We start from the raw sequence: 22,203 nt of genomic DNA, 5'->3' as shown, positions 1-22,203 counted from the left end.
CCCTCACCACGGAGACCTGCATGAGCACCAAGCCCATCCTCGACACCCGCCGCCGCCGCATCGTCCAGGCGGGCGCTGCGCTCGCCCTCGGCGCCCCGGCCGTGCTGCGCGCACAAGCCGGCCCCAAGATCCGCATCGGCTACTGGCCGGTGGCGGCCGGCCTGCCCTTCTTCGCGGCCATCGAGAAGGGCTACTTCAAGGAAGCCGGCCTCGACGTGGAGCCGCTCAAGTTCGCAGGCGCCCAGCAGGTGATGGAAGCCATGCTTTCGGGCCGCAGCGACGGCAGCTCCAACGGCACCGGCTCGGGCAACCTCGGTGTGGGCGAGATCGCCTCGCCCGGCCTCTTCAAGATCATCGCCACCAACCCGAGCAACCAGAAGTACGTGCTCGACCAGTTCCTGGTGCCGAAAGACAGCCCGATCAAGAGCATCGCCGGTTTCAAGGGCAAGAAGGTCGCCTCCGGCCCGGGCATCCAGAACCGCGTGCTCGCGATCACCGTGCTCGAACGCGCCGGCGCCCCCGGCACCGCCGTCACCGAGTTGCCGATCGGCCAGCACGTGGCGGCGCTCGCGGCCGGCCAGGTCGACGCGGTCTACACGCTCGAGCCCACCGGCACCGTCGGCAGGCTCAACGGCACCACCCGGGTGCTCGAATCCGGCGTGATCGCGAAATACATCCTCGGCGACCCGCTCGCCCCCTGGCACGGCGGCTCGGCCACGCTCACCAGCGAGTTCATCAAGAAGTACCCGGCCGAGACCAAGAAGTACATCGCCGCCTACGCCAAAGGCATCGAACTCGTGCGCACCAAGCCCGCCGAGGCCCGCCAGTACCTCAAGGGCTACACCGCCATCGAGGGCCCGCTGACCGGCGAGGTGCCCCTGGCCTCATACATGCTTTACAACGAGTTCAAGCCGAGCGACATCGCGGCCTTCCAGAAGTTCTTCGACCTCTTCACCGAGAAGGGTGTGTTCGAGAAGAAGCTGGCCGTCGAGTCGCTGATCTACAAGGGGTGATGCGCCATGGCCGCTGTCGAGTCCTCTTCCACCGCCGCGGCGGCGCCCTGGCAGGCGCCGAGCACCGCGGCCCCCGCGCCACGCAAGGCCTTCAACTGGGGCCGCTGGCTGCCGGTGGTGGGCCCGCTCGTGCTCTTCATCGTGTGGGACGTGGTAGTGCGCGCCGGGCTCATCAAGCCCATCCTGCTGCCGCCGCCGCTGGCCACGCTTGAGACGCTGATCGTCGGCCTTCTCGGCGGCTCGCTGCTGGTCGACTTCCTCGTGACGGTGTGGCGCACGGTGCAGGCCTTTTTCATCGCCGCCGCCATCGGCATGCCGCTGGGCGTGCTGCTCGGCAGCAACGAGAAAGCGTATCGCAGCGTCGAATTCCTCATCGACTTCTTCCGTTCCACGCCGAGTTCGGCGCTGATCCCGCTCTTCCTGCTGATCTTCGGCGTGAGCGACATCAACAAGGTGGCCATCGCCGCCTTCGGCGCTTTCCTGATCGTCGTCTTCAACAGCGCCTACGGTGTCATCAACGCCCGCAAGCAGCGCGTGATGGCCGCCAAGGTGATGGGGGCCTCGCGCTGGCAGATCTTCAAGGACGTGCTGGTGTGGGAATCGCTGCAGCCTTCGTTCGTGGGCCTGCGTTCGGCGGTGTCGATGGCCCTCGTGATCGTGATCGTGGCCGAGATGTTCATCGGCTCCGACAACGGCCTCGGCCACCGCATCATCGACGCGCAGCAGGTGCTCAACGTGAAGACGATGTATGCGGCCATCCTCGCCGCCGGGGCACTGGGCTACGCGCTCAACGTGCTCTTCCTCGTGGTCGAACGCAAGATCGTGCATTGGAGCGGAAGATGAACGCAGTCCTGAACGGGCCCGTCTATGCCGATGTGCCGGCGCCGAAGTTCGAACCTGGCCCCGCCGGCACGCACATCACCATCCGCGGCCTGACGAAATACTTCGCCGGCTGGCCGCTCTACGAGAACTTCGACCTCGACATCCCCAAGGGCAAGATCGTCTCGGTCTTCGGCCCCAACGGCTGTGGCAAGTCGACGCTCATCAACATGATCGCGGGCCTGATCCCGATCGACAGCGGGCAGATCCTCTTCGACGGCAAGACGCTCGAAGACACCAAGATCGGCTACGTCTTCCAGAACTACCGCGAAGCAATGTTCCCGTGGATGCGCACCATCGACAACATCGCCTACCCGCTGAAGCTGGAAGGCAAGTCGAAGGCCGAAGTCGACCGGCGGATGGAAGAGCTCGTCGCCTCCTTCGACGTCAAGTTCGACCTCAAGCGCTACCCGTACGAGCTGTCGGGTGGCCAGCAGCAGACGGCCTCGATCATGCGGGCGCTGGCGCCCAACCCGGAGGTGCTCTTCCTCGACGAGCCGTTCTCGGCGCTCGACTTCGAGATGACGCTCTTCATCCGCGAGAAGCTGCAGGAGGTGTTCATGCAGACCGGCACCACCATGCTGCTCGTCTCGCACGACCTCGAAGAAGCGGTCTACCTGGCCGACCAGGTGCTGCTGCTCACCAAGCGGCCGACCAAGGTGGCAGAGATCTTGCACTACGGTGATGCGCGGCCACGCACCGTGGCCACGCTCTCCGAGCCGAGCTTCATCGCGACCAAGAAGCAGAGCCTGGAGATCTTCCAACGCGAGGTCCGCCGTTGAGCACCAGCCCCCAAGACCTTGAACCCTACGTGCGCAGCGCGGCGCAGCTGGCCGCGCTGCCGCTCGACGACGCCCAGGTGCAGCGTGTGGCCGTGCACCTGGCCCGCACCAAGCTGCTCGCCGACAGCCTGCTCGCGATGCCGCTGCCGCCCGAGACCGAGCCGGCCGAGGTGTACCGCCCCGCCCCCTTCCCGCCCACGGACGCATGAGTCTCGCGAGGAGCCACGACATGATCCCCGGCCTTTCCATCGTTCGCGCGGTCCACGCTGGCGAGATGCAGGCTGAAGAGGCGCTCGAACACTGCATCGCCCGCATCGAGGTCACCGACCCCAAGGTCAACGCCTTCACCGACGGCAGCTTCGAGCGCGCCACCCGCGAGGCGCGGGCGATCGACAAGTTGAAGACCCAGGGCAAGCCCCTGCCGCCGCTGGCCGGCATGCCCTACGCGGTGAAGAACCTCTTCGACGTGGAAGGCATGGTCACGCGCGCCGGCAGCAAGGTGCGCAACGACGCACCACCGGCCCACGAAGACGCCGAACTGGTCAAGCGCATGCGCGCCGCTGGGGCGGTGCTGGTCGGCGCGCTCAACATGGACGAGTTCGCCTACGGCTTCACCACCGAGAACTCGCACTACGGCCCCTGCCGCAACCCGCGCCGGCTGGAGCACATCGCCGGCGGCTCCTCGGGCGGCTGCGGCGCGGCGGTCGCCGCCGGGCAGGTGCCGGTGACGCTCGGATCCGACACCAACGGCTCCATCCGCGTGCCCTCGTCGCTGTGCGGCGTGTGGGGCCTCAAGCCGACCTTCGGGCGGCTGTCGCGGCGCGGCAGCTTCCCCTTCGTCGCAAGCCTCGACCACCTCGGCCCGTTTGCCCGCACCGTGGAAGACCTCGCCGCCACCTACGACGCGCTGCAAGGCCCCGACCCCGAGGACCCCGGCTGCCACGCCACGCGATTGCAACCCACCACCTGGCAGATCGGGGCGAGCCTCTCGGGCCTGCGCATCGGCGTGCTCGGTGGCTACTTCGACGAACACGCGAGCCCAGCCGCACGCAAGGCGGTTGCCATCGCTGCCGAGGTGCTCGGTGCCACACGTGGCGTGACCTGGCCCGACGCGGCGCTGGCGCGTGCCGCGGCCTTCATCACCACCGCCAGCGAAGGCGGTTCGCTGCACCTGCCGCTGCTGCGCGAGCGCGCGGCCGATTTCGAGCCGCTGTCGGTCGACCGTTTCATTGCTGGAGCGCTGCAGCCGGCCGACTGGTACGTGCGCGCACAGCGCTTCCGCCGCATCTACCGCGACAAGGTGCTGGCCCTGTTCCGCGAATGGGACGTGCTCATCGCCCCCGCCACGCCGGTGCAGGCGACGCAGGTGGGCGCCGAGACCTTCGAGACTTCAACGGTCAACAGGTGCCGGCGCGGCCGTCGATGGGGCTGCTGACGCAGCCGATCTCGTTCGCCGGCTGCCCGGTGGTCGCCGCACCGCTCTGGCCCGAAGGCCGACATGCGCTGCCGCTCGGGGTGCAGATCATCGCGGCGCCCTGGCGCGAAGACCTCGCGCTGCGCGTGGGGCGGGTCCTTGAATCGAGCGGCGCCGCCTGTTCGCCGGTCGCCGGCATATGACAGCCCCTCGGTCGTCGGGTACGCCGACCGATCCCCCGAGGGGATCGCGGGCCGGCTTGGGAGCGGCCCGGCGCTCGGCCCGCTCTCGCCGCTTACCGCACAGATAGAGATCAGATGGACATCAACCGACCCGAGGTGCTGGCGGAAGTCACCGCCGCCTTCCACCGCTACGAAGACGCGCTGGTCCACAACAAGGTCGAGGTGCTGGACGAGCTGTTCTGGCAGAGCCCGCACACGCTGCGCTACGGCGCCACCGAAAACCTCTACGGCTACGACGAGATCGCGGCCTTTCGCGCCGCGCGGCCGTCCAGCGGCCTGGCGCGCACGCTGCTGCGCACCGTCATCACCACCTACGGCGACAGCTTCGCCACGGCCAATGTCGAGTTCCAGCGCAGCGGCGCCAGCCGCCCCGGCCGCCAGAGCCAGACCTGGATGAAGACCCCCGACGGCTGGCGCGTGGTGGCCGCGCATGTAAGCTTGTTGGCATGAAAGCCCCGGCCACGAAGAAGACTGCAAGCGCCAAAGCGCCGCCGGCCAACCCGCGTGACCTCACCCGCTCCGAAGCGGCCTATCGCCGCCTCAAGGCCGCCATCTTCGACTTCGTGCTGCTGCCCGGCGACGGCTTCACCGAGAGCGACATGGCCGAGCGCCTGGGCATGTCGCGCACGCCGGTGCGCGAGGCGCTGTTCCGGCTGGAACTCGAAGGCTATGTGAAGGTGGCCTTTCGCAGCGGCTGGAGCGTGGCGCCGTTCGACTTCCGCAAGCTCGAAGAGCTGTACGACCTGCGCGTGATGATCGAGTGCACCGCCGTCGACCGCCTCTGCACACAAGATCCGATGCCCGACCTCGGCCTGCTCAAGGCGATCTGGCTGGTGTCTGAAAAAGAGCGCAAGACCGACACCGCCGAGGTGGCCGCGCTCGACGAAGCCTTCCACGCCACGCTCGTGAGCGCGGCCGGCAACCTGCAGATGGCGCGTGTGCATGCGGAGGTGACCGACGGCATCCGCATCGTGCGCCGGCTCGATTTCACCCAGCCGCCGCGCATCGCCGCCACCTACGACGAGCACGCGAAGATCCTGCGCGCCATCCTCGCGCGTCGCGCCGACCCGGCCAAGCTGATGCTGCGCACCCACATCGAGGCCAGCAAGGCCGAGGTGCGCAAGATCACCATCCACAAGCTGCACAGCGCCCGCCCGGCTACCGCCGATTTGTAGCGGGTGGCTGCGCCGGCCATCGGCCGGGCTGTTGTGTGACTTTCGTCGCGCTTTTTCGCCCCCTCGGGGCCGGGACCCCTGTGCTTCTGACAGGTCAAAGTGCGCAACAGTGCCGCTATGCTTGCGAGCCCCGCGGGTCTGCCTCTCCCAACAAGAACCCATGCTCTCCGTCGTCTGGAAATCCGCTCTCGGCCTTTGCGGCGTGCTGCTCGGCACGGCGCTGGCCCCGGCCTGGGCCGCTGCCTTTGCCACGACCACCATCGTCGACGGTGAGGCGCAGCTGATACGCGACGCCACGCGCCATGCCGTGGGCGAAGGCGTGCGACTCGCCAAGGACGACATCGTCGAGACCACCGCCAAGACCCGCTTCGTGCGCATCGAGTTCGCCGACGGCGTGATCGTCGACCTCGGCCCCGAGTCGCGCATGCTGCTCGCACCGCGCTTCAGCGGCGAGCGCGCCCGGCAGGCTTCGCGCCTGCACCTGCTGCGCGGCACCGCCAAGCTCACCGTGCCCAAGCCGCTCACACCCGTCGCAGGCGCCTTCACTGCGCCGGGCGTCGACGTGACCGCCATCGCCCGCAGCGCCGTCTTTGCGGTGCAGGGCCAGGAGCTGCAGGTGTTTGCCGAGTCGGGCGAGGTCACGCTGCAGGAGCGCCGCGCCGGCAAGGTGGTGGGCAAGGCCACGGTCAAGAACAGCGAGTTCTACAGCCGTGGCGCCGACGGCAAGGCCACGAGCACGCCGCGGCCCAGCGGTGCCTTCATCCAGAAGCTGCCGCGGGCCTTCATGGACACCCTGCCCTCGCGCGCCGCCGCGGTGGCCAGCCGCGACGTGGCCCCCAAGCCGCTTGGCGACATCGGCTACGCCGAGGCCGAGCCCTGGATCGACGCCGAGGGCCTGCGCGCCTACTTCGTCGCCCGCTGGAAGCCGCTGGCGCAGAACCCGGCCTTCCGCGAGGGCCTGGTCGCCAACATGGCCAACCACCCCGAGTGGGACCGCATCCTCTTTCCCGAGAAGTACCTGCCCAAGCCGGCGGCCTCGGCTCCGCCCGTCAATGCCCCTGCTCCGGGCTACAAGAAGCCCTGAGCTGCATCCGCCGCGCGCTCGCCCCACGTAAGTCGCACCAGAACACAGTCCCTTCGAAAGACGCCCCATGAAGCTGCTCGTCAAGTTCAACCTCGTGTTCCTGCTGGTCTTCGCGATCGGCCTCGGCGCTTCGGGGTACGTCGCACGCAAGCTGCTGCAGCAAGGCGCACAAGACGAAGTGCTGGACCGTGCGCGCCTCTTGATGGAAAGCGCGATGGCCGTCAGCACCTACACCGCCACGCAGGTGGCGCCGCTCCTGCAGACGCAGATGACCTACAACTTCCTGCCGCAGTCGGTGCCGGCGTATTCGTCGTCGGAAGTGCTCAACGCCCTGCGCAAGAACCACCCCGAATACGCCTACAAGCCGGCCATGCTCAACCCCACCAACCCGCGCGACCGTGCGCAGGACTGGGAGGAAGACGTGATCTCGCGCTTCAAGCAGTCTCCCGAGGAAAAGGAATTCATCGGCCAGCGCGAGACGCCCTCGGGGCTCGTGACCTACATCGCACGTCCGATCAAGATCACCAACCCCGAGTGCCTGCGCTGCCACAGCACGGTGGAAGCCGCGCCCAAGCCGCTGGTCGAGAAGTACGGCCCGGCCAACGGCTTCGGCTGGAACCTCAACGAAGTGCTGGGCGCGCAGGTGGTGTCGGTGCCGATGTCGGTGCCGCTGGAGCGGGCCGACCGCAACTTCACCGTGGTGATGGGCCTCCTGACCGGCGTGTTCCTGCTGATCGGCCTCACGCTCAACTTGATGCTGTGGAAGCTCGTGATCCAGCCGGTGAGCAAGCTGTCGCAGCTGTCCGACCGGGTGAGCCTCGGCGAGCTCGATGCGCCGGAGTTCAACGTGACGTCGAAAGACGAGATCGGCACTTTGGCGGAATCGTTCACGCGCATGCGCAAGAGCATGGTCCACGCGATGAAGATGCTCGACAGCTGACGCTGACAATCGTTCGATGTCCCATCCCGCACAGCTTGGCAAGTACCCCATCACGGGCGTCCTCGGCAAGGGCGCGATGGGCGTCGTCTACAAGGCCTTCGACCCGGTCATCAACCGGCCGGTGGCGATCAAGACCATCCACAAGGCGCTGATCGGGCAAGACCTCTCCGGCTCGTCGACCACCGCCCGCTTCAAGAACGAGGCCCGCGCGGTGGGGCGCATGTCGCACCCCGGCATCGTCGCGATCTACGAATACGGCGAAGACGCCGACACCGCCTACATCGCGATGGAGTACGTGGAGGGCCGCACGCTCTCGCAGATCCTCCACGCGTCGCCGCGGCCGCCCGAGTGCGACGTGCTCACGATCATGGACCAGCTGTTGGCCGCGCTCGACTGCGCGCATCGGCACGGCGTGTGGCACCGTGACATCAAGCCGGCCAACCTGCTCGTCACCAACAGCGGGCAGCTGAAGGTCACCGACTTCGGCATTGCGCGCATCGAGTCGGTGGTGCTGACGCAGATCACGTCCACCATCGGCACGCCGGGCTACATGGCGCCCGAGCAGTACATCGGCGAAAACGTCGACCACCGCATCGACGTGTTCGCCGCCGGCGCCATCCTCTACGGCATGCTGGTCGGCCACCCGCCCTTCCAGGGTTCGGCCGAATCGGTCATGTACAAGGTGGTCAACGACCACCCGGTGCCGCCGAGCAAGGTGCCCGATTCCGGCCGCCCGGCCTTCTACGACCCCATCATCGCCAAGGCGCTGGCGAAGAAGCCCGCCGACCGCTACCAGAGCGTGGCCGAGTTCCGCGCCGCACTCGCCAAGCGCGACCTCTCGGCCGAGGCCGACACCGGCGAGACCACGGTGATCGTGGTGCGCGAGGATTCCCCGCCGGCGCCACCGGTGGGCGTGCTGGAGCCACCGAGTGGCGTGCCGCGATCGGCCGCCACCGCCATCCCCGGCTGGGACCCGGCCACGCTGCACCAGGTGGAGCTGGCGCTGGCCTCGTTCGTCGGCCCGATGGCCAAGGTGATGGTGCGCAAGGCCGCGCGCGACTTCCACGACGTGCACGGCCTCAAGACCACGCTGTGCGACCAGCTCGGCAGCGAGCAGGACCGGCAGCGCTTCATGGCGAAGTTCGACGCCGTCACCTCGCCCGGCCAGATCGGCCATGCGAGCGGTGGCTCCAAGGTCACCGCCGCCACCACGCGCACCCAGGCGCCGGCCACGCAGCCGGGCAGCGGTGGCGTGGCGGTGGGCACCGCGATCACCGCCGAGACCCTGGCGCATGCCACGCGCGTGCTCAGCGCCAGCATCGGCCCGATCGCCAGCATCGTCGTCAAGAAGAGCGCCGCCAAGGCGCAGACCCTGGAGCAGCTCTACGCACTGCTGGGCGAACAGGTCAACGCCGGGCCGGAGCGCGACAAGCTGCTGGCCGCGCTGCGCAAGCCGGCGCGCTGAGCGCTCAGCCGCCCGCGTAGTTCTGCGGAAACAACCTCCGCTCCACCGCCTCGATGAGGATGTGGATCACCTTGATGTGCAGCTCCTGCGAGCGGTCGGCGAACTTGCCGCCGGGGGTGCAGATCTCGATGTCGGCGAGCGTGCCGAGCGTCGCACCCGGTTTGCCGGTGAGCGCGATCACCTTCATGCCCTTCTTCTTCGCCATCTCGGCGGCGGCCACCACGTTGCGGCTGGTGCCGCTGGTGCTGATGCCCAGCAGCACGTCGCCGCTGCGGCCGTGGCCTTCGAGGTAGCGCGAGAAGATGTGTTCGTAGCCATAGTCGTTGCCGACGCAGCTGATGTGCGACGGGTCGCTGATGGACGCGGCGCCGAGCGCGGGGCGGTCCTGCCGGTAGCGGCCGGAGAGTTCTTCGGCGAAGTGCATTGCATCGCACATCGAGCCGCCGTTGCCACAGCTGAAGACACGGCCTTCGCGGGTGAAGGTGTCGGCGAGCAGTGTGCCGGCGGTGTCGATGGCGCGCAGCGTGGCTTCGTTGGCGATCAGGGCGTCGAGCGCGGCGCGCGCGTCGATCAGGGTCTGCTGGATATGGGGGCTCATGGTCACTACTTTCAAAACTCAAAGCGCCTTGCCGAACGGCGACACGCCGACCAGCCAGGCATGGGCGCGCCACACGAAGAGGCCGTAGAGCGCCAGCCCCCCGACGATCGCGATGAGGTCGTTGGCCGCGCTCGGCGGCGCCCCGAGGGTCGGGCGCTGCACGCGCCGCTTGAACGAGATGCGGTCGGCCACCGCCCACACGAGGAAGCCGCCGAAGAGCAGCACATCGGCCAAGGTGCCGTTGGCCAGCAGGTGCGCCAGCGCCCAGAGCTTGGTGGCGGCGAGCATCGGGTGTTTGGCGGCGGTCTTGATGCGCCCGGGCAGGTAGGCGGCCAGCAGCAGCGGGAACACCGGCAGCAGCAACAGCATGGACAGGTGCCGCATCCAGGTGGGCGGTGCGTACAGCAGCGGCGCGGTCAGCCGTGCTTCGCCGTAGCCGTAGACGATGAGCACGAAGCCCACGATGGCCACCACCGTGTAGATGCCTTTCCAGCCCATCTCGCTGCGCGCAGCCTGGGCGTCGCGCCACGCAGGGGCGACGATCGACACCGAGTGGATGCCGAGAAAGAGGACGAGTCCGAGGATCAGCAGGGTCATGGCAGCGCTCCGAGGGACGGAAGTCGCGCAGTCTAGGGCCTGTTCGGTGCTTCCTGCGATCAGAACACCAGCGTACGCCAGCGCAGGTCGGCCGCGCGGGCCATGAACTGCACCGCGCCGCCACGCCGGGTGCACTCGGGGATCAGCGGGCCGGCGGCGAGGCCATGAGCGGCCAGCGCATCACTGCAGGCGTAGAAGACGGCGCCGTGCGCGACGGCTTCGCGCATCGCGTCGTAGACCGTCTTGGGGTGCTCCGACGCGCGCAGCGCCGCCGCCACGCCCGGCTCCAGCAGCCGCACGCTGCGCGCCGTGAAGTAGACCTCGACCGGCATGTCGAGCGCCGCGGCCGCCGCGGCATGGAAGAACGGTGTGGCCAGGCGATGCGGGGCCTCGGGCTCGCTGGCCCAGAGCAGGATCGCGATGCCCGCGGCGGTGAAGTTGGCGTCGCTCATGAGTTCGCCTCGAAGGAAGCCGCATGTTGCGCCATCGCCGCCAGCACCGCCTCGCCCTGCACGAGCTGTGCACGGTCGCGCGCGAAGTCGGCGAGCGCCAGGCGCGCGATCCAGCCTTCGCCGTAGGGATCGGTGTGCACCAGATGCGGCGCCTCTTCGAGCCGCGGGTTCACGGCCAGCACCGTGCCCGAGACCGCGCACTTCACCGACACGATGGCCTTGGCCAGCTCCACCACCGCGATCGACCGCCCCTGCTCCACGACCGTGCCCACCGGCTTGGCCCGGCACATGTAGATCTCGCCCGAGAGCTTGATGCCGAGCGCGGTGATGCCAACGGTCGCCGTGCCGTCCGCTTCGAGCCGCGCCCACACGTCGTGCTCGACGAGGTAGTGCAGATCAGGGGGAAAGACCAGCTGTTGAATGTTCATACGGACCCAAGCAAAGGCACGGTCTTGCGGTCAGTCGGCGTCGCGAGAGGCCGAAGGTTGCGACGAGAAGCGCAGCCGTACTCTGGTACGGCGAGCATCGCAGTTGCAAGATTCGGTCGCGCAGCAGCCGAATGACCGCAAGACGGCGGAGGGTGTGGGAGTCGAACCCACCCAGCGACGCGTGGCGCCACCCACCGGGTTTGAAGCCCGGCCGTCCCACCGGGGACGTTTCCCCTCCATGAAGGCAGTTCACGCCGCCTCCTCTTTAAACAGCGTCGAGTCACTGCGCAGGCGATGCACATCGCCCACCCTGCGCAACAAGCCGATGTGATCGAAATACTCCAGCAGCTGGATCGCCCGCTTGCGACCAAGCCCGGTGGCATCGCGAAAGGTACCTGCCGTGACCTCGCCGCCATGCGCCGCCGCCACGCGGCGCGCCAACGCCGCAAGCTGGCTCATGCACGCCGCCGAATAGAACAGATCCTTCACCACCTGATGCAGCTCGCCACCGCTTGCCAGCCGCGCAAGCGTCGTGCGCATCAGCGCTTCGCTCTCGCCGCCATCGCGCGCCAGGTCCCGCGCCCAGCTGCCCTCGAAGCCGGCGGCGGCCAGCATGGGCGCGATCTTCTGCGCGATGCGCTGGTCGGCACTCGACAGGCGCAGGCCATGCTCGGGCAGGTGCACGAAGGCGCCACGCAGCGCCACCGCGCCCTCGGCCACCAGGCGCGCGAGCAGCGCGCGCCACAGCGGCTCGGGCAGGCGCGGCGCGGCGAGACGGCGCAGCCGCCCAGTGTCGGGTCCCAGCTCGTCGGGCCGCTGGGTGTGGAAGATGCGCAGCGCGCTCAGCACCGCGTCGCGCACCGCGGCGCAGTGCTGAGCGCCGAGGGCCCATTCGCCCGTGCCAGCATCAACGGCGCGCAAGCTGCCCTCGGGCAAGGGCGGCAGCGAGGCCGCGTCACGCCCCTCGGCACCGGCGCAGCGCTGCAGCGACAGGCCCTGGGCGGAGGCTGCCAGCAAGGCCGCAAGCCGCGACTGTGCATCGGGTTGCGACCACGCGTCGAGTTCACTCAAGCGCTGCGGCGTGCGCCGATAGCGGGCCGGCGCCTGCGGGTCCAGCACCACACCACCAGCCAGCGTGCGGCTGGCGGAGTTGTCGCGCAGCACCACCCGGTCCCCACGCCAGGCGCCGATGGGCTGGGCCAGCACGATCTGCACACGCCCACGCACGCCGGGTGCGAGCGCGTCCTGCAGGTCGCTGCGGTCGAGCACGGCCACCGTGCCCATCACGTCGCACGCGCCGAGGTGCACATGCACCGGCGTGCCCGAGCGCAGCGGCCGCGGCTCGTCGTGCCACAGCGTGAGATCGGCATCGAGGCGCTGCGTGTCTAGCGCACCGTGGGGTGCGGTGAGCCATTGGCCGCGCACGATGTCGTCCTTCGCCACGCCGACCAGCGCCACCGCACAACGCTGGCCCGCATGCGCCTGCGTGACCACCTGGTTCTGTGCATGTAGGCTGCGCACACGCGCGTGCAGCCCCTTGGGCGACGGCGTGATCACCAGTTCGTCGCCAACGTGAACCCGGCCCGCGTGCACGGTGCCGGTGACGACCGTGCCCACACCGGCGAGCGTGAACACGCGGTCGATCGCCAGACGAAACGAAGCCCCCGCCACCTCACGCTGCGCCGTCTGGCGCGCCGCCTCGAAGAGCAGCCCGCGCAGGTCGGCGAGTCCCGCACCGGTGTGCGCCGACACCGGCAGCACCGGCGCACCGGCGAGCGAGCTGTCGGCCAGCAGTGCGGCCACCTCGTCCTGCACCACGGCCACACGCGTGCCTTCGGTGCGGTCGATCTTGGTCACGGCCACGGCCCCGCGCGACACACCCAGCAGGGACAGCACCGCCAGGTGCTCGCGCGTCTGTGGCATCACGCCGTCGTCGGCGGCCACCAGCAGCAGCCCGTAGTCGATGCCGGTGGCACCAGCGAGCATGGTGTGCACCAGGCGCTCGTGGCCGGGCACGTCGATGAAGCCGATGCGTTCTTCAACCTGAGGTGCATCGAGGAACGCGTACCCCAACTCGATGGAGATGCCGCGCCGCTTCTCTTCCGGCAGCCGATCGGTGTCGACGCCGGTGAGCGCGCGCACCAGCGTGGTCTTGCCGTGGTCGATGTGACCGGCGGTGCCGACGATCATGCGCTCAGCACCTCGCGCAATTGCGGCAGTTGCGCGACGAAAGGTTGTGCGTCTTCGAGGCAACGTAGGTCGAGCAGCAGGCGGTCGTCAGCGATGCGGCCGATCACCGGCACCGACAGGCTGCGCAGCGCCAGCGCCAACCGGTCAAGCGCCGTGCCCAGGCCCTTCTTGCTCGTCCCCGTGGGCGCGAAGGCCAGCCCGGCCGATGGCAGCCGCTCCACCGGCAGCGAGCCCGAGCCGATCTGGCCCTGCAGTGCCACCACCTCCACGCCGAAGTGCGGCGCCACCGCCGAGGCGACCATCGGCTGCAGCTCGTGCGCCAGCGCGCGGATGGCGTCGGCCGGGCGTGTGAGCAGGCGCAAGGTTGGCAGGTCGTGCGCCAGCCGCTCGGGCCGCAGGTAGAGCAGGAGCGTGGCTTCGAGCGCAGCCAGCGGCAGCTTGCTCATGCGCAGCGCACGCTTCATCGGGAACTTGCGGATGCGCGCCACCGCCTCCTTGCGGCCGACGATGAGCCCGGCCTGCGGGCCGCCGAGCAGCTTGTCGCCACTGAAGGTCACCACGTCGCAGCCGGCCGCGAGCATCTCCTGCGGCGTGGGCTCGCGCGGCAGGCCGTACTGCGCCAGATCGATGAGCGAGCCGCTGCCGAGGTCGGTGGCCAGCGGCACGCCGCGCGCATGGGCGATGCCGGCGAGCGTGGCTTCGTCCACCGCCGAGGTGAAGCCCTGCACCGCGTAGTTGCTGGTGTGCACCTTCATCACGAGCGCGGTGCGTTCGTTGATCGCGGCTTCGTAGTCGCGCGGGTGGGTGCGGTTGGTGGTGCCCACCTCCACCAGCGTGGCGCCGGCACTCGCCATCACGTCGGGCATGCGGAAGGCACCGCCGATCTCGACCAACTCGCCGCGCGAGACGATGACCTCGCGACCACCGGGATGGTGAGACGCCATCGCCGCGATGGTGAGCAGCACCGCCGCCGCGTTGTTGTTGACGACCGTGGCCGCTTCAGCGCCGGTGATGCGGCACAGCAGCTCCTCGACGAGGCTGTCGCGGTCGCCGCGCCCGCCCGAGGCGATGTCGTACTCGAGGTTGTTGGGGCCGGCCATCATCGCCAGCAGGTGCTGCAGGGCGCTGTCGGCCAGCAGCGCGCGGCCAAGGTTGGTGTGGATCACCGTGCCGGTGAGGTTGAACACGCGGCGCATGCGCGGGGCGAGACGCTGTGCGATGCGATGGGCGAGCACCGCGGCCAGTGCCTCGGGTTGCACGGCGGTCGCATCGAGCCCACCCGCAAGCGCCTGCGTGCGCAGCGATTCGAGCAGCCCCCGCGCTTCCTCCGTCACCAGGGTGTGCCCGTGTTCGGCCACGAGCGCCACCACGGCGGGCAGGCGCAAGAGGCGGTCAACGGACGGGAGGTCCTTCGCGCTGGCCTTGGAACCGTGAACCACGGATTCGGCGGGCCGGGCGGTCATGGCGCCCCCGGCGGTGGTTCGGGTTCGCCGAAGAGCAGCATCAGGTTGACGCCGTGCCGCTTGAGCCCGGTGTCGGACACGAGCAGGTCGAGCGTGAGCGTCGCCAGGTCATCGGCCACCGGCTCCACGAAGGGCTCGCGGTCGCTGTGCATGATCTTGAGGTAGTGGCCGCAGTCGTCGCAGGTCTCGGCCTGCACCGCGGCGCCGGCAGCGCGGCTCGCGCTGTCGTCGTCGGCGCCGGCCAGGTCGAGCGACTGGTAGGCCACATGCTTGGTGCCGAGGCAGTGGGTGCACTGGATGCGCAGCATGTGCCACTGCATGCTGCACAGCGAGCAATGCAGGTAGCGCTGGCCCATGAGCTCACCGCCGCTGCGCGTGATGCTCGCCACCGGCCGGCTGCCGCAGCAGGGGCAGGCGGTCGCGTCGTCGATGCGGCCGAAGGCCTGGCCGCCCTGCGGATGCCGCGACTGGCGCTGCACGACGGCCGCGACCATGTGCACCCAGTAGACCTGCAAGGCCGCCGCGACGAGCGGCGCGGTGGCGAGGTCGAGCCCCTCCATCACGCAGGTGAGCAGGCAGTCGGCCTGGCGCTCCAGCCACTCGCCGTCGACGGTTTCAAGACGCGCGAGGGTGGGCTGCGTGCCTGCCGGCGCCTTCTCGCGCAGATCGGCCACCAGCGCGCGCAGCACGCCGTGCCACGCCGCATCGCGCGGCCACTCCGAGGCCGGCAGCGGCGGCACGCCACGCTCGGCGGCACGGTCGAGCGCGTCGGCATCGGGCAGCGGCACCTCGGGGAACTGGGCAAGCCGCGTGTGTTGCGCCTGCGCCAGGTCGGCCATGAAGACGAGGAAGTCTTCCATCGCATGCCCGCGTGCGAGCTGGCGCAGCCGCATCGCGCGCTCGGCGAACAGGGTCGCACGCTGCGGCAATTGCAGGAAGGGCGTCTCGCCACCCGCCTTGGCCGCGATCTCTTCCGCGGACATCACCCGCACGGTGGCTGTCACCGCCATGGCCGTTTCACTCCTCGCAAGAAGCACGGGCCCCCGATGACACCCGCCGGCCGATGATGCACGTTCAGCGGCCCCCCGTCATCTTGCGGTGCCACAGCGCATGGTTCTGCCGCGCCCAGCCTTCGGTGACGGTGCCGCGCGTCATCGCCCGCACGGTGCCCTTGACCCAGATCGCAGCGTACACATGCACGATGACGGAGAGGATGAGCACCACCGCCGCCACCGAGTGCAGCAGCACCGCAAGCCGCTGCAGCACGATGGGGAAGAAGCCGGTGAACCACGGCGACCAGAACATGAAGCCGGTCACGAGGATCACGAGCAGGCTCCCGGCCATCAGCCAGAACACGATCTTCTGCCCGGCGTTGTACTTGCCCGCGGGCGGCATCTTCGACTTGTCGCCGCGCAGCATCTCGCCGGCATGCTGGCGCCACACACGGTCGTCGTCGTTGAGCACGTTGTCGCGCCAGAGGCGGAAGAAGAGCCCCAGGAAGCACACGAACATCAGCAGCCCGAGGAACGGGTGCAGGATGCGCGCCCACTGCCCGCCACCGAAGAGGTAGCTGAAGAAGTAGAACGCCGGGTGGAAGAAGGCCAGGCCCGAGAGCCCGGCCAGCACGAACAGCAGCGCGATCGCCCAGTGGTTCATGCGCTCGCTCGCGTTGTAGCGCAGCAGCAGTCGGCTCATGACGGCTCCTTCTCGTCTTCCGGTTTCTCTTCTGGCTTGCCCTCAGGTTTTTCCTCGATCGGCCCGACCTTCATGTAGTGGAAGAAGCCCGCCACCACCGCACCGATCATGCCGGCCACGGCCAGCGGCTTGGCGATGCCCTTCCACAGCGACACCAGCGGGCTGATGCTCGGGTCTTTCGGCAGGTCTTCCAGCTCGGGCCTGTCGGCATGCTTGAGCACGTACATCACATGCGTGCCGCCCACGCCTTGCGGGTTGTAGAGGCCGGCGTTCTTGAAGCCGCGCTCCTGCAACTCGACGGCGCGCTTCTCGCCGTAGGCCACCATGTCTTCCTTGGTGCCGAAGCCGATGGCGCCGGTCGGACAGGTCTTCACGCACGCCGGCTCCAGGCCCACGCCCACCCGGTCGGAACACAAGGTGCACTTGTAGGCCTTGTTGTCCTTCTGGCTGATGCGCGGCACGTCGAAGGGGCAGCCCTTCACGCAGTAGCCGCAGCCAATGCAGTTCTCGCTGATGAAGTCGACGATGCCGTTGGCGTACTTCACGATCGCGCCCGGCGCCGGGCAGGCCTTGAGGCAGCCCGGGTCTTCGCAGTGCATGCAGCCGTCTTTGCGGATCAGCCACTCGAGGTTGCCCTTCTCGGGCTCGACCTCGAAGAACTTCATCACCGTCCAGGAGCTGGGCGTGAGGTCGCTCGGGTTGTCGTACACGCCGATGTTGGTGCCGATGTCGTCGCGCAGGTCGTTCCAGTTCATGCACGCGACCTGGCAGGCCTTGCAGCCGATGCACTTGGACTCGTCGATGAGCTTGGCGACCTGCGGCACGGCGCTGCGCACCTGCGGGGATGGCGTGGTCGTGGCGGATCGCGCGACGACGTCTTGGGATTGCATGGCCATCGTGCTACCTCACGCTTTCTCGATGTTGACGAGGAACGCCTTGAATTCCGGCGTCTGCGAGTTGGCATCGCCGACGAACGGGGTCAGTGCGTTGGCCAGGTAGCCGTTCTGCGTCACACCCTTGAAGCCCCAGTGGATGGGGATGCCGACGTGGTGCACCTTCTTGCCATTCACGTCGAGCGCCTTCATCCGCTTGGTGACCACGCAGGCCGCGATCACTTCGCCGCGGTTGCTGCGCACCTTCACCTGGTCGCCCTGCTTGATGCCCTTCTCCCGGGCCAGCTCTTCGCCGATCTCGACAAAGGGCGCCGGCTGCACGATCGCATTGCTGCGCGCGTGCTTGGTCCAGTAGTGCAGGTGCTCGGTGAGGCGGTAGGTGGTGGCCGCGTACGGGAACTCCTCCTTCTTGCCGAAAGCCTCGAGGTCGCCCTTGTAGACACGCGCGGCAGGGTTGCTCACGGCCTTGGGGTTGCTCGGGCACATGAGGTTCACACCCACCGGCGTCTCGAAGGGCTCGTAGTGCTCGGGGAAGGGCCCTTCGTTCATACCCACCGCGTGCAGCCGGGCCACACCTTCGGGGTTCATGATGAAGGCGCCCACGCCCTGCTCGGGCGCGGCGTCGGGCCGCATGTCGGGCACGTCGGCGCCGCCGGCCCAGCTGGTGCCGTTCCAGGCCATGTACTTGCGCGTCGGGTCCCAGGGCTTGCCGTCCTTGTCGGCGCTGGCGCGGTTGTAGAGGATGCGCCGGTTGGCCGGCCACGAGTAGCCCCAGTTGGGGAACACGCCCAGGCCGGTCGGGTCGCTGGTGTCGCGCCGTGCGGTCAGGTTGCCGGCCTGGCTCCAGCAGCCGGCGTAGATCCAGTTGCCGCAACTGGTGGTGCCATCGTCGCGCAGCACCGCGAAGCCGGGCAGCTGCTCGCCGGCCTTGACGATGGGCGGTGACGTCGGCGTGGTGACGATCGGCGGGCCGCTCGGGCCAGCGGGCCCACGTGCGGGCGCACCACTCGGCGCGGTGCTGGCGGTCGTCGTGGCGGCCCCGGGCTTGATGGCGGCCGAGGGGCTGCGCGAGGCCATCGCGGCGGCCGCACCGGCACCCACGGCCTGCGCCGCGGCCTTGCTGTCGCCGGCACCGGCCGTCGGTGCCTCGGCGGCCTGCGTGGCCGCCGTCTGCTTCGACTGCGGGTACGGCGGCACCGGTGGCGCGGGGGGCGGTGCGTACAGGTCGGCAAGTGCCTTGCCGCTGATCTCGCGCAGCAGCTCCTGCGACGAGGGCACGGCCGGCACCACATAAGGCCACGACAGCGCCTGGATGGGCTCGGGCAGCGTGCCGCCTTCCTTCGCGTACATCTCGCGCAGCTTCACGAAGAGGCGCGCCATGATTTCCGAGTCGGTCTTGGCTTCGCCCGGTGGGTCGACGGCTTTTTCCTTCCAGCTGATGACGCGGCTGGAGTTGGTGAACGAGCCCGTCTCTTCCGCGAAGCAACTGGCCGGGAAGCGGAACACCTCGGTCTTGATCTCCTCGGGCTTGACGTCGTTGAGCGGGCCGAAGTTCTTCCAGAACTCGCTCGTCTCGGTTTCCAGCGGGTCCATCACGACCAGGTACTTCAGCTTGGCAAGACCGGCCGACAGCTTCTTCTTGTTGGGCACCGCGGCCAGCGGGTTGAAGCCCTGCACGAGGAAGCCGTTCACCTTGCCCTGGTGCATGCGCTCGAAGATGGCCAGGATGTCGTAGGCCGTGTCGCGCTTGGGGATCCAGTGGTAGCCGAAGTCGTTGTCCTTCGTCGCCGCATTCCCGAAGTAGGCCTTCATCAGGCTCGTGTGCCACTTGGGGAAGTTCTGCGTGAACGTCATCTGGTTCGGGCGCAGCGGCTTGCCGGTGCGCGCGGCCAGATAGGTTGCACGGTCGACGTCGGCATCGGTGGGCGCCGAGAGGTAGCCCGAGAGCACCTCCGAGTAGGCGCACATGTCGGTGATGCCCTGCACGTTGGCGTGGCCGCGCAGCGCATTGATGCCGCCGCCCGGGCGCCCCATGTTGCCCAGCAGAAGCTGGATCATGGCCATCGCGCGGATGTTCTGCGAGCCCACGCTGTGCTGCGTCCAGCCGAGCGCGTAGCAGATGGTCATTACCTTGTCCGGCGTGGAAGTGGCGGCCAGCATCTCGGCGATCTTCAGGAACTGGTCCTTCGGCGTGCCGGTGATCTGGCTCACCAGCTCCGGCGTGTACCGGGCGTAGTGCTTCTTCATCTGCTGGAACACGCACAGCGGGTCCTGCAGGGTCTCGTCGACCAGCACGTACCCGTCAGGCCCGACCTGGTAGCCCCAGCTCGCCTTGTTGTAGCTGCGCTTGGCCTCGTCGTAGCCGCTGAAGTTGCCGTTGTCGAACTTGTACTCGGGCTTGGTGAGGAACGACGCGTCGGTGTTCAGCTTGACGTAGTCGAGGTGGATCTTGTTGTTCGACAGCAGGTGGTTGATGACGCCGCCCAGGAAGGCGATGTCGGTGCCCACGCGAATGGGCGCATAGACGTCGGCCACCGCCGCGCTGCGCGTGAAGCGCGGGTCGACGACGATCAGCCGGGCCTTGCGGTGCTGCATCGCCTCGGTCACCCACTTGAATCCGCAGGGGTGCGCTTCGGCGGCATTGCCGCCCATGATCAACACCAAGTCCGTGTTCTTGATGTCGGTCCACGAGTTGGTCATCGCTCCGCGACCGAAAGTCGGGCCCAGACTGGACACCGTCGGCGCGTGTCAGATACGTGCTTGCGTATCGAGTGCGACCATCCCCAGGCCGCGTGCGACCTTGACGGACAGATAACCGGATTCGTTGGAAGACGCCGAGCTGACCAGGAAGCCGGTGGTGTTCCAGCGGTTCACCGTGATCTGCTTGCCGTCTTTCTCGATCGTCTTGACGAGGTTGGCGTCGCGGTCGGCCTTCATGTGCTTGGCCACGCGGGTGAGCGCCTCGTCCCACGAGATGCGCTTCCACTCCTTGGCGCCGGCTTCGCGCACCTGCGGGTACTTCACGCGGTTGGGCGACTGGATCATGTCGATCACGCCGGCGCCCTTGGGGCACAGCGTGCCGCGGTTGACCGGGTGATCGGGGTCGCCCTCGACGTGCACGATGGTCGACTTGACGTTCTTCGCGCGGTCGCCGAGCGTGTACATCACGAGCCCGCAGCTCACCGAGCAGTAGGGGCAGGTGCTTCGGGTTTCTGTCGTTCTGGCCAGTTTGAAGCTGCGCGTGTCGGCGAGGGCCGCGGTGGGCGAGAAGCCCAGTGCGACGAGGCTCGACCCGACCAACCCTGCTCCGCTGACCCGGAAGAAATCCCTCCGGTTCATGTCCATGGTTCGATCTCCTCAGAGCGCCAGACCCGAAAGGCAACCGATTGCCAAACGGCAGGTGCGGTCTTATTTGACAGTTCGAACCCCTGCACCTCACTAGTACGATCCCTTAGCGTCGCTGGCGTCGTGCGCTTGCCGCACCGAAGCGTCAGGATGTCTTCACTTCTCGATCAGCCACTGGATCACGACCTTCGCGGCAAAGCCGAGCATCCCCAGACCGAGCGCGAGGAATAGCACGAAGGTGCCGAATTTTCCGGCCTTCGACTCCCACGCGAGCTGGCCGATGATGAAGACCATGTAGAGCATGAAAGCGCCGACCCCGAAGCTGAGGCCGAAGCCCGCGATCTGCTCTTCGCTGAAGCCGAACATCAGCGTTCTTTCGTGAGAGACGAAGGCCACTCGGATTCGCGCGCCGGCCAGTGCGCCACGTCCACGAGGTCGCGGTAGGCATGCCAGCTCGCATGGCCGAGCATGGGCATCACGAAGACGAGACCGACGAAAAGCGAGGCGAGGCCGAGCGCGGTGAAGAGCCCGATCAGCAGCGCCCACAAGGCGAGCGGCAGCGGGTTGGCGAGCACCGCGCGCCAGCTGGTCAGCACTGCCTGCATCAAGGTGACGCGGCGGTCGAGCAGCAAGGGCATCGCCACCACGCTCGACGCGAAGATGGGCGCGGCCATCACACCCCCGAGCGCGAGCCAGGCTTCGAAGAGCCAGCCCTCGCGATCGAGCACCACATGGCGCACGAAATCCATCGGCTGCAAGATGGGCACCGGCGCATACAGCGTGATGAGCGCCGCCGAGGTCAGCACCCAGCCGGTGCCGGCGAGCGCGAGGCCGATGCCGAAGCGCACCAGGCTCCAGTAGTCGGCGCCGAACTTGTCGAGGTGGTCGCGCTGCCAGTGCAGCCAAGTGTCGAACACCACCCGCAGCGTGGCCGGCTCGCGCCGCTCGAGGGCGCGGCTCAAGGCATAGAGGCTCGTGGCCAGCACCGGCGCCACCAGCAGGAAGCCCGAGACCGCCCCGGCGAGCAGCCAGAAGCGGTCGTGCGCGACCACCACGATGGCGCCACCGCCCAACGCGAGCACGAGGCCATGCGCAAAGCTCAGCCAGCCGATGCGCGCCATGTCGCGCCAGGCGAGCACCAGCCAGACCAGCGGCTGGCTGAGCGGGATCGTGCGAACAGAAGGCAGTGGCCGATAGCGTGACTTCATGGGCTGCAGCCCAGTCTAAGCAGATGGCAACCAGAGCACTTGATCCAGCGCAGCTGCCGGCCCTCAGAGGCGCATCGCATGAACATGCGACCCCCTCCCGACCTAGGGATACAAGCCCGGCGGTGCGTCGCCTTCACTGTCTTGTTTGACCGGAGACAAGCATGAAGGCCAAACACAGCGCCGCCCTCACCCAGATCCGCCAGGCCTGCTGCCTGGGCCTACCCAGCCGATCGTTCATGCCGATGGTGATCGCGCAACTGCGCGAGATGATTCCCCTGCGCCGTCGGCCAGTTCGCATGGTCCAGCGAGACCGGGCGCATCAGCAACTTCTGGTCCGACA

The 22,203-nt window shown here is 68.4% G+C and carries 21 protein-coding genes, 1 tRNA gene and 2 pseudogenes; 10 read left to right on the top strand and 14 right to left on the bottom strand.

Going from position 1 to position 22,203, the window contains the following annotated elements:
* Window positions 1–20 precede the first annotated feature (20 nt).
* The 10 genes and pseudogenes from LRS03_RS23340 to LRS03_RS23295 all read left to right on the top strand — a co-directional run bounded on the left by LRS03_RS23340 (window position 21) and on the right by LRS03_RS23295 (window position 8,994).
* On the top strand, window positions 21–1,013 hold the full coding sequence (locus tag LRS03_RS23340) for an ABC transporter substrate-binding protein (protein WP_257828524.1): 993 nt from the start codon (window positions 21–23) through the stop codon (window positions 1,011–1,013).
* A gap of 6 nt (window positions 1,014–1,019) precedes the next feature.
* Window positions 1,020–1,856 (top strand): ABC transporter permease, encoded by an 837-nt coding sequence (locus LRS03_RS23335; protein ID WP_257828523.1) that lies wholly within the window; start codon window positions 1,020–1,022, stop codon window positions 1,854–1,856.
* Window positions 1,853–2,674 carry an ABC transporter ATP-binding protein gene (locus tag LRS03_RS23330; RefSeq protein WP_257828522.1) on the top strand — a complete coding sequence of 274 codons (822 nt, stop codon included), beginning with the start codon at window positions 1,853–1,855 and terminating at the stop codon, window positions 2,672–2,674. Before LRS03_RS23335 ends, LRS03_RS23330 begins: the two co-directional genes overlap by 4 nt.
* Window positions 2,671–2,883, top strand: coding sequence for a DUF4089 domain-containing protein (locus LRS03_RS23325; RefSeq protein WP_257828521.1), 213 nt, complete (start codon window positions 2,671–2,673; stop codon window positions 2,881–2,883). The genes LRS03_RS23330 and LRS03_RS23325 overlap by 4 nt, the downstream gene beginning before the upstream one ends.
* A gap of 20 nt (window positions 2,884–2,903) precedes the next feature.
* A pseudogene (locus LRS03_RS23320) lies at window positions 2,904–4,291 on the top strand (AtzE family amidohydrolase).
* Between the two features lie 114 nt (window positions 4,292–4,405).
* A complete protein-coding gene (gene hpxZ, locus LRS03_RS23315) occupies window positions 4,406–4,780 on the top strand; it encodes an oxalurate catabolism protein HpxZ (protein ID WP_257828520.1) in 375 nt (124 codons plus the stop codon).
* The gene (locus LRS03_RS23310) at window positions 4,777–5,505 is read left to right on the top strand and encodes a GntR family transcriptional regulator (RefSeq protein WP_257828519.1); all 729 of its coding nucleotides are present in this window, start codon (window positions 4,777–4,779) and stop codon (window positions 5,503–5,505) included. The genes hpxZ and LRS03_RS23310 overlap by 4 nt, the downstream gene beginning before the upstream one ends.
* Window positions 5,506–5,665: 160 nt before the next feature.
* Window positions 5,666–6,589 carry a FecR family protein gene (locus LRS03_RS23305; RefSeq protein WP_257828518.1) on the top strand — a complete coding sequence of 308 codons (924 nt, stop codon included), beginning with the start codon at window positions 5,666–5,668 and terminating at the stop codon, window positions 6,587–6,589.
* Window positions 6,590–6,656: 67 nt separating this feature from the next.
* Window positions 6,657–7,529 (top strand): c-type heme family protein, encoded by an 873-nt coding sequence (locus tag LRS03_RS23300; protein ID WP_257828517.1) that lies wholly within the window; start codon window positions 6,657–6,659, stop codon window positions 7,527–7,529.
* Window positions 7,530–7,545: 16 nt separating this feature from the next.
* Window positions 7,546–8,994, top strand: a complete 1,449-nt coding sequence (locus LRS03_RS23295) for a serine/threonine-protein kinase (RefSeq protein ID WP_257828516.1) — start codon at window positions 7,546–7,548, stop codon at window positions 8,992–8,994.
* Window positions 8,995–8,998: 4 nt separating this feature from the next.
* Here LRS03_RS23295 and gmhA read toward each other — a convergent pair whose 3' ends face one another.
* From gmhA to LRS03_RS23225, 14 genes and pseudogenes are all read right to left on the bottom strand, one after another.
* Window positions 8,999–9,592, bottom strand: coding sequence for a D-sedoheptulose 7-phosphate isomerase (gene gmhA / locus LRS03_RS23290; protein WP_257828515.1), 594 nt, complete (start codon window positions 9,590–9,592; stop codon window positions 8,999–9,001).
* A gap of 18 nt (window positions 9,593–9,610) precedes the next feature.
* Window positions 9,611–10,189: an NnrU family protein gene (locus LRS03_RS23285; RefSeq protein WP_257828514.1), complete on the bottom strand. Its 579-nt coding sequence runs from the start codon at window positions 10,187–10,189 to the stop codon at window positions 9,611–9,613.
* A 59-nt stretch (window positions 10,190–10,248) separates the two neighbouring features.
* The gene (locus LRS03_RS23280) at window positions 10,249–10,641 is read right to left on the bottom strand and encodes a DsrE family protein (RefSeq protein ID WP_257828513.1); all 393 of its coding nucleotides are present in this window, start codon (window positions 10,639–10,641) and stop codon (window positions 10,249–10,251) included.
* Window positions 10,638–11,069, bottom strand: a complete 432-nt coding sequence (locus tag LRS03_RS23275) for a glycine cleavage system protein H (RefSeq protein ID WP_257828512.1) — start codon at window positions 11,067–11,069, stop codon at window positions 10,638–10,640. Before LRS03_RS23275 ends, LRS03_RS23280 begins: the two co-directional genes overlap by 4 nt.
* Before the next feature lie 146 nt (window positions 11,070–11,215).
* Window positions 11,216–11,307, bottom strand: a tRNA-Sec gene (locus LRS03_RS23270).
* 11 nt (window positions 11,308–11,318) lie between these two features.
* On the bottom strand, window positions 11,319–13,259 hold the full coding sequence (gene selB, locus LRS03_RS23265) for a selenocysteine-specific translation elongation factor (protein ID WP_257828511.1): 1,941 nt from the start codon (window positions 13,257–13,259) through the stop codon (window positions 11,319–11,321).
* Window positions 13,256–14,722, bottom strand: coding sequence for an L-seryl-tRNA(Sec) selenium transferase (selA, locus tag LRS03_RS23260; protein ID WP_257828510.1), 1,467 nt, complete (start codon window positions 14,720–14,722; stop codon window positions 13,256–13,258). The genes selB and selA overlap by 4 nt, the downstream gene beginning before the upstream one ends.
* The gene (gene fdhE, locus LRS03_RS23255; RefSeq protein ID WP_257828509.1) at window positions 14,719–15,732 is read right to left on the bottom strand and encodes a formate dehydrogenase accessory protein FdhE; all 1,014 of its coding nucleotides are present in this window, start codon (window positions 15,730–15,732) and stop codon (window positions 14,719–14,721) included. Before fdhE ends, selA begins: the two co-directional genes overlap by 4 nt.
* A gap of 64 nt (window positions 15,733–15,796) precedes the next feature.
* Window positions 15,797–16,417 (bottom strand): formate dehydrogenase subunit gamma, encoded by a 621-nt coding sequence (locus LRS03_RS23250; protein WP_257828508.1) that lies wholly within the window; start codon window positions 16,415–16,417, stop codon window positions 15,797–15,799.
* Window positions 16,414–17,313, bottom strand: a complete 900-nt coding sequence (gene fdxH, locus LRS03_RS23245) for a formate dehydrogenase subunit beta (RefSeq protein WP_257828507.1) — start codon at window positions 17,311–17,313, stop codon at window positions 16,414–16,416. Before fdxH ends, LRS03_RS23250 begins: the two co-directional genes overlap by 4 nt.
* A gap of 9 nt (window positions 17,314–17,322) precedes the next feature.
* Window positions 17,323–20,001: pseudogene (locus LRS03_RS27100) on the bottom strand (molybdopterin-dependent oxidoreductase); the annotation flags it as partial.
* A gap of 57 nt (window positions 20,002–20,058) precedes the next feature.
* Window positions 20,059–20,655 (bottom strand): molybdopterin-dependent oxidoreductase, encoded by a 597-nt coding sequence (locus LRS03_RS27095; RefSeq protein ID WP_489739922.1) that lies wholly within the window; start codon window positions 20,653–20,655, stop codon window positions 20,059–20,061.
* 156 nt (window positions 20,656–20,811) lie between these two features.
* Window positions 20,812–21,021, bottom strand: coding sequence for a DUF2788 domain-containing protein (locus LRS03_RS23230; protein ID WP_257828506.1), 210 nt, complete (start codon window positions 21,019–21,021; stop codon window positions 20,812–20,814).
* Window positions 21,021–21,863: a DUF2189 domain-containing protein gene (locus tag LRS03_RS23225; RefSeq protein WP_257828505.1), complete on the bottom strand. Its 843-nt coding sequence runs from the start codon at window positions 21,861–21,863 to the stop codon at window positions 21,021–21,023. Before LRS03_RS23225 ends, LRS03_RS23230 begins: the two co-directional genes overlap by 1 nt.
* Window positions 21,864–22,203 lie beyond the last annotated feature (340 nt).

It is taken from the genome of Rhizobacter sp. J219 (genome assembly GCF_024700055.1).
In the GTDB taxonomy this organism is placed as follows: Bacteria; Pseudomonadota; Gammaproteobacteria; order Burkholderiales; family Burkholderiaceae_C; genus Rhizobacter.
This window is presented reverse-complemented; position numbering and strand designations above follow the sequence as displayed.

What these genes read in the sequence shown, in the direction of transcription:
- LRS03_RS23340 (WP_257828524.1), top strand. Translation starts at nt 21, where the DNA reads ATGAGCACCAAGCCCATCCTCGACACCCGCCGCCGCCGCATCGTCCAG.
- LRS03_RS23335 (WP_257828523.1), top strand. Translation starts at nt 1,020, where the DNA reads ATGGCCGCTGTCGAGTCCTCTTCCACCGCCGCGGCGGCGCCCTGGCAG.
- LRS03_RS23330 (WP_257828522.1), top strand. Translation starts at nt 1,853, where the DNA reads ATGAACGCAGTCCTGAACGGGCCCGTCTATGCCGATGTGCCGGCGCCG.
- hpxZ (WP_257828520.1), top strand. Translation starts at nt 4,406, where the DNA reads ATGGACATCAACCGACCCGAGGTGCTGGCGGAAGTCACCGCCGCCTTC.
- LRS03_RS23310 (WP_257828519.1), top strand. Translation starts at nt 4,777, where the DNA reads ATGAAAGCCCCGGCCACGAAGAAGACTGCAAGCGCCAAAGCGCCGCCG.
- LRS03_RS23305 (WP_257828518.1), top strand. Translation starts at nt 5,666, where the DNA reads ATGCTCTCCGTCGTCTGGAAATCCGCTCTCGGCCTTTGCGGCGTGCTG.
- LRS03_RS23300 (WP_257828517.1), top strand. Translation starts at nt 6,657, where the DNA reads ATGAAGCTGCTCGTCAAGTTCAACCTCGTGTTCCTGCTGGTCTTCGCG.
- LRS03_RS23295 (WP_257828516.1), top strand. Translation starts at nt 7,546, where the DNA reads ATGTCCCATCCCGCACAGCTTGGCAAGTACCCCATCACGGGCGTCCTC.
- gmhA (WP_257828515.1), bottom strand. Translation starts at nt 9,592, where the DNA reads ATGAGCCCCCATATCCAGCAGACCCTGATCGACGCGCGCGCCGCGCTC.
- LRS03_RS23285 (WP_257828514.1), bottom strand. Translation starts at nt 10,189, where the DNA reads ATGACCCTGCTGATCCTCGGACTCGTCCTCTTTCTCGGCATCCACTCG.
- LRS03_RS23280 (WP_257828513.1), bottom strand. Translation starts at nt 10,641, where the DNA reads ATGAGCGACGCCAACTTCACCGCCGCGGGCATCGCGATCCTGCTCTGG.
- LRS03_RS23275 (WP_257828512.1), bottom strand. Translation starts at nt 11,069, where the DNA reads ATGAACATTCAACAGCTGGTCTTTCCCCCTGATCTGCACTACCTCGTC.
- selB (WP_257828511.1), bottom strand. Translation starts at nt 13,259, where the DNA reads ATGATCGTCGGCACCGCCGGTCACATCGACCACGGCAAGACCACGCTG.
- selA (WP_257828510.1), bottom strand. Translation starts at nt 14,722, where the DNA reads ATGACCGCCCGGCCCGCCGAATCCGTGGTTCACGGTTCCAAGGCCAGC.
- fdhE (WP_257828509.1), bottom strand. Translation starts at nt 15,732, where the DNA reads ATGGCGGTGACAGCCACCGTGCGGGTGATGTCCGCGGAAGAGATCGCG.
- LRS03_RS23250 (WP_257828508.1), bottom strand. Translation starts at nt 16,417, where the DNA reads ATGAGCCGACTGCTGCTGCGCTACAACGCGAGCGAGCGCATGAACCAC.
- fdxH (WP_257828507.1), bottom strand. Translation starts at nt 17,313, where the DNA reads ATGGCCATGCAATCCCAAGACGTCGTCGCGCGATCCGCCACGACCACG.
- LRS03_RS27095 (WP_489739922.1), bottom strand. Translation starts at nt 20,655, where the DNA reads ATGGACATGAACCGGAGGGATTTCTTCCGGGTCAGCGGAGCAGGGTTG.
- LRS03_RS23230 (WP_257828506.1), bottom strand. Translation starts at nt 21,021, where the DNA reads ATGTTCGGCTTCAGCGAAGAGCAGATCGCGGGCTTCGGCCTCAGCTTC.
- LRS03_RS23225 (WP_257828505.1), bottom strand. Translation starts at nt 21,863, where the DNA reads ATGAAGTCACGCTATCGGCCACTGCCTTCTGTTCGCACGATCCCGCTC.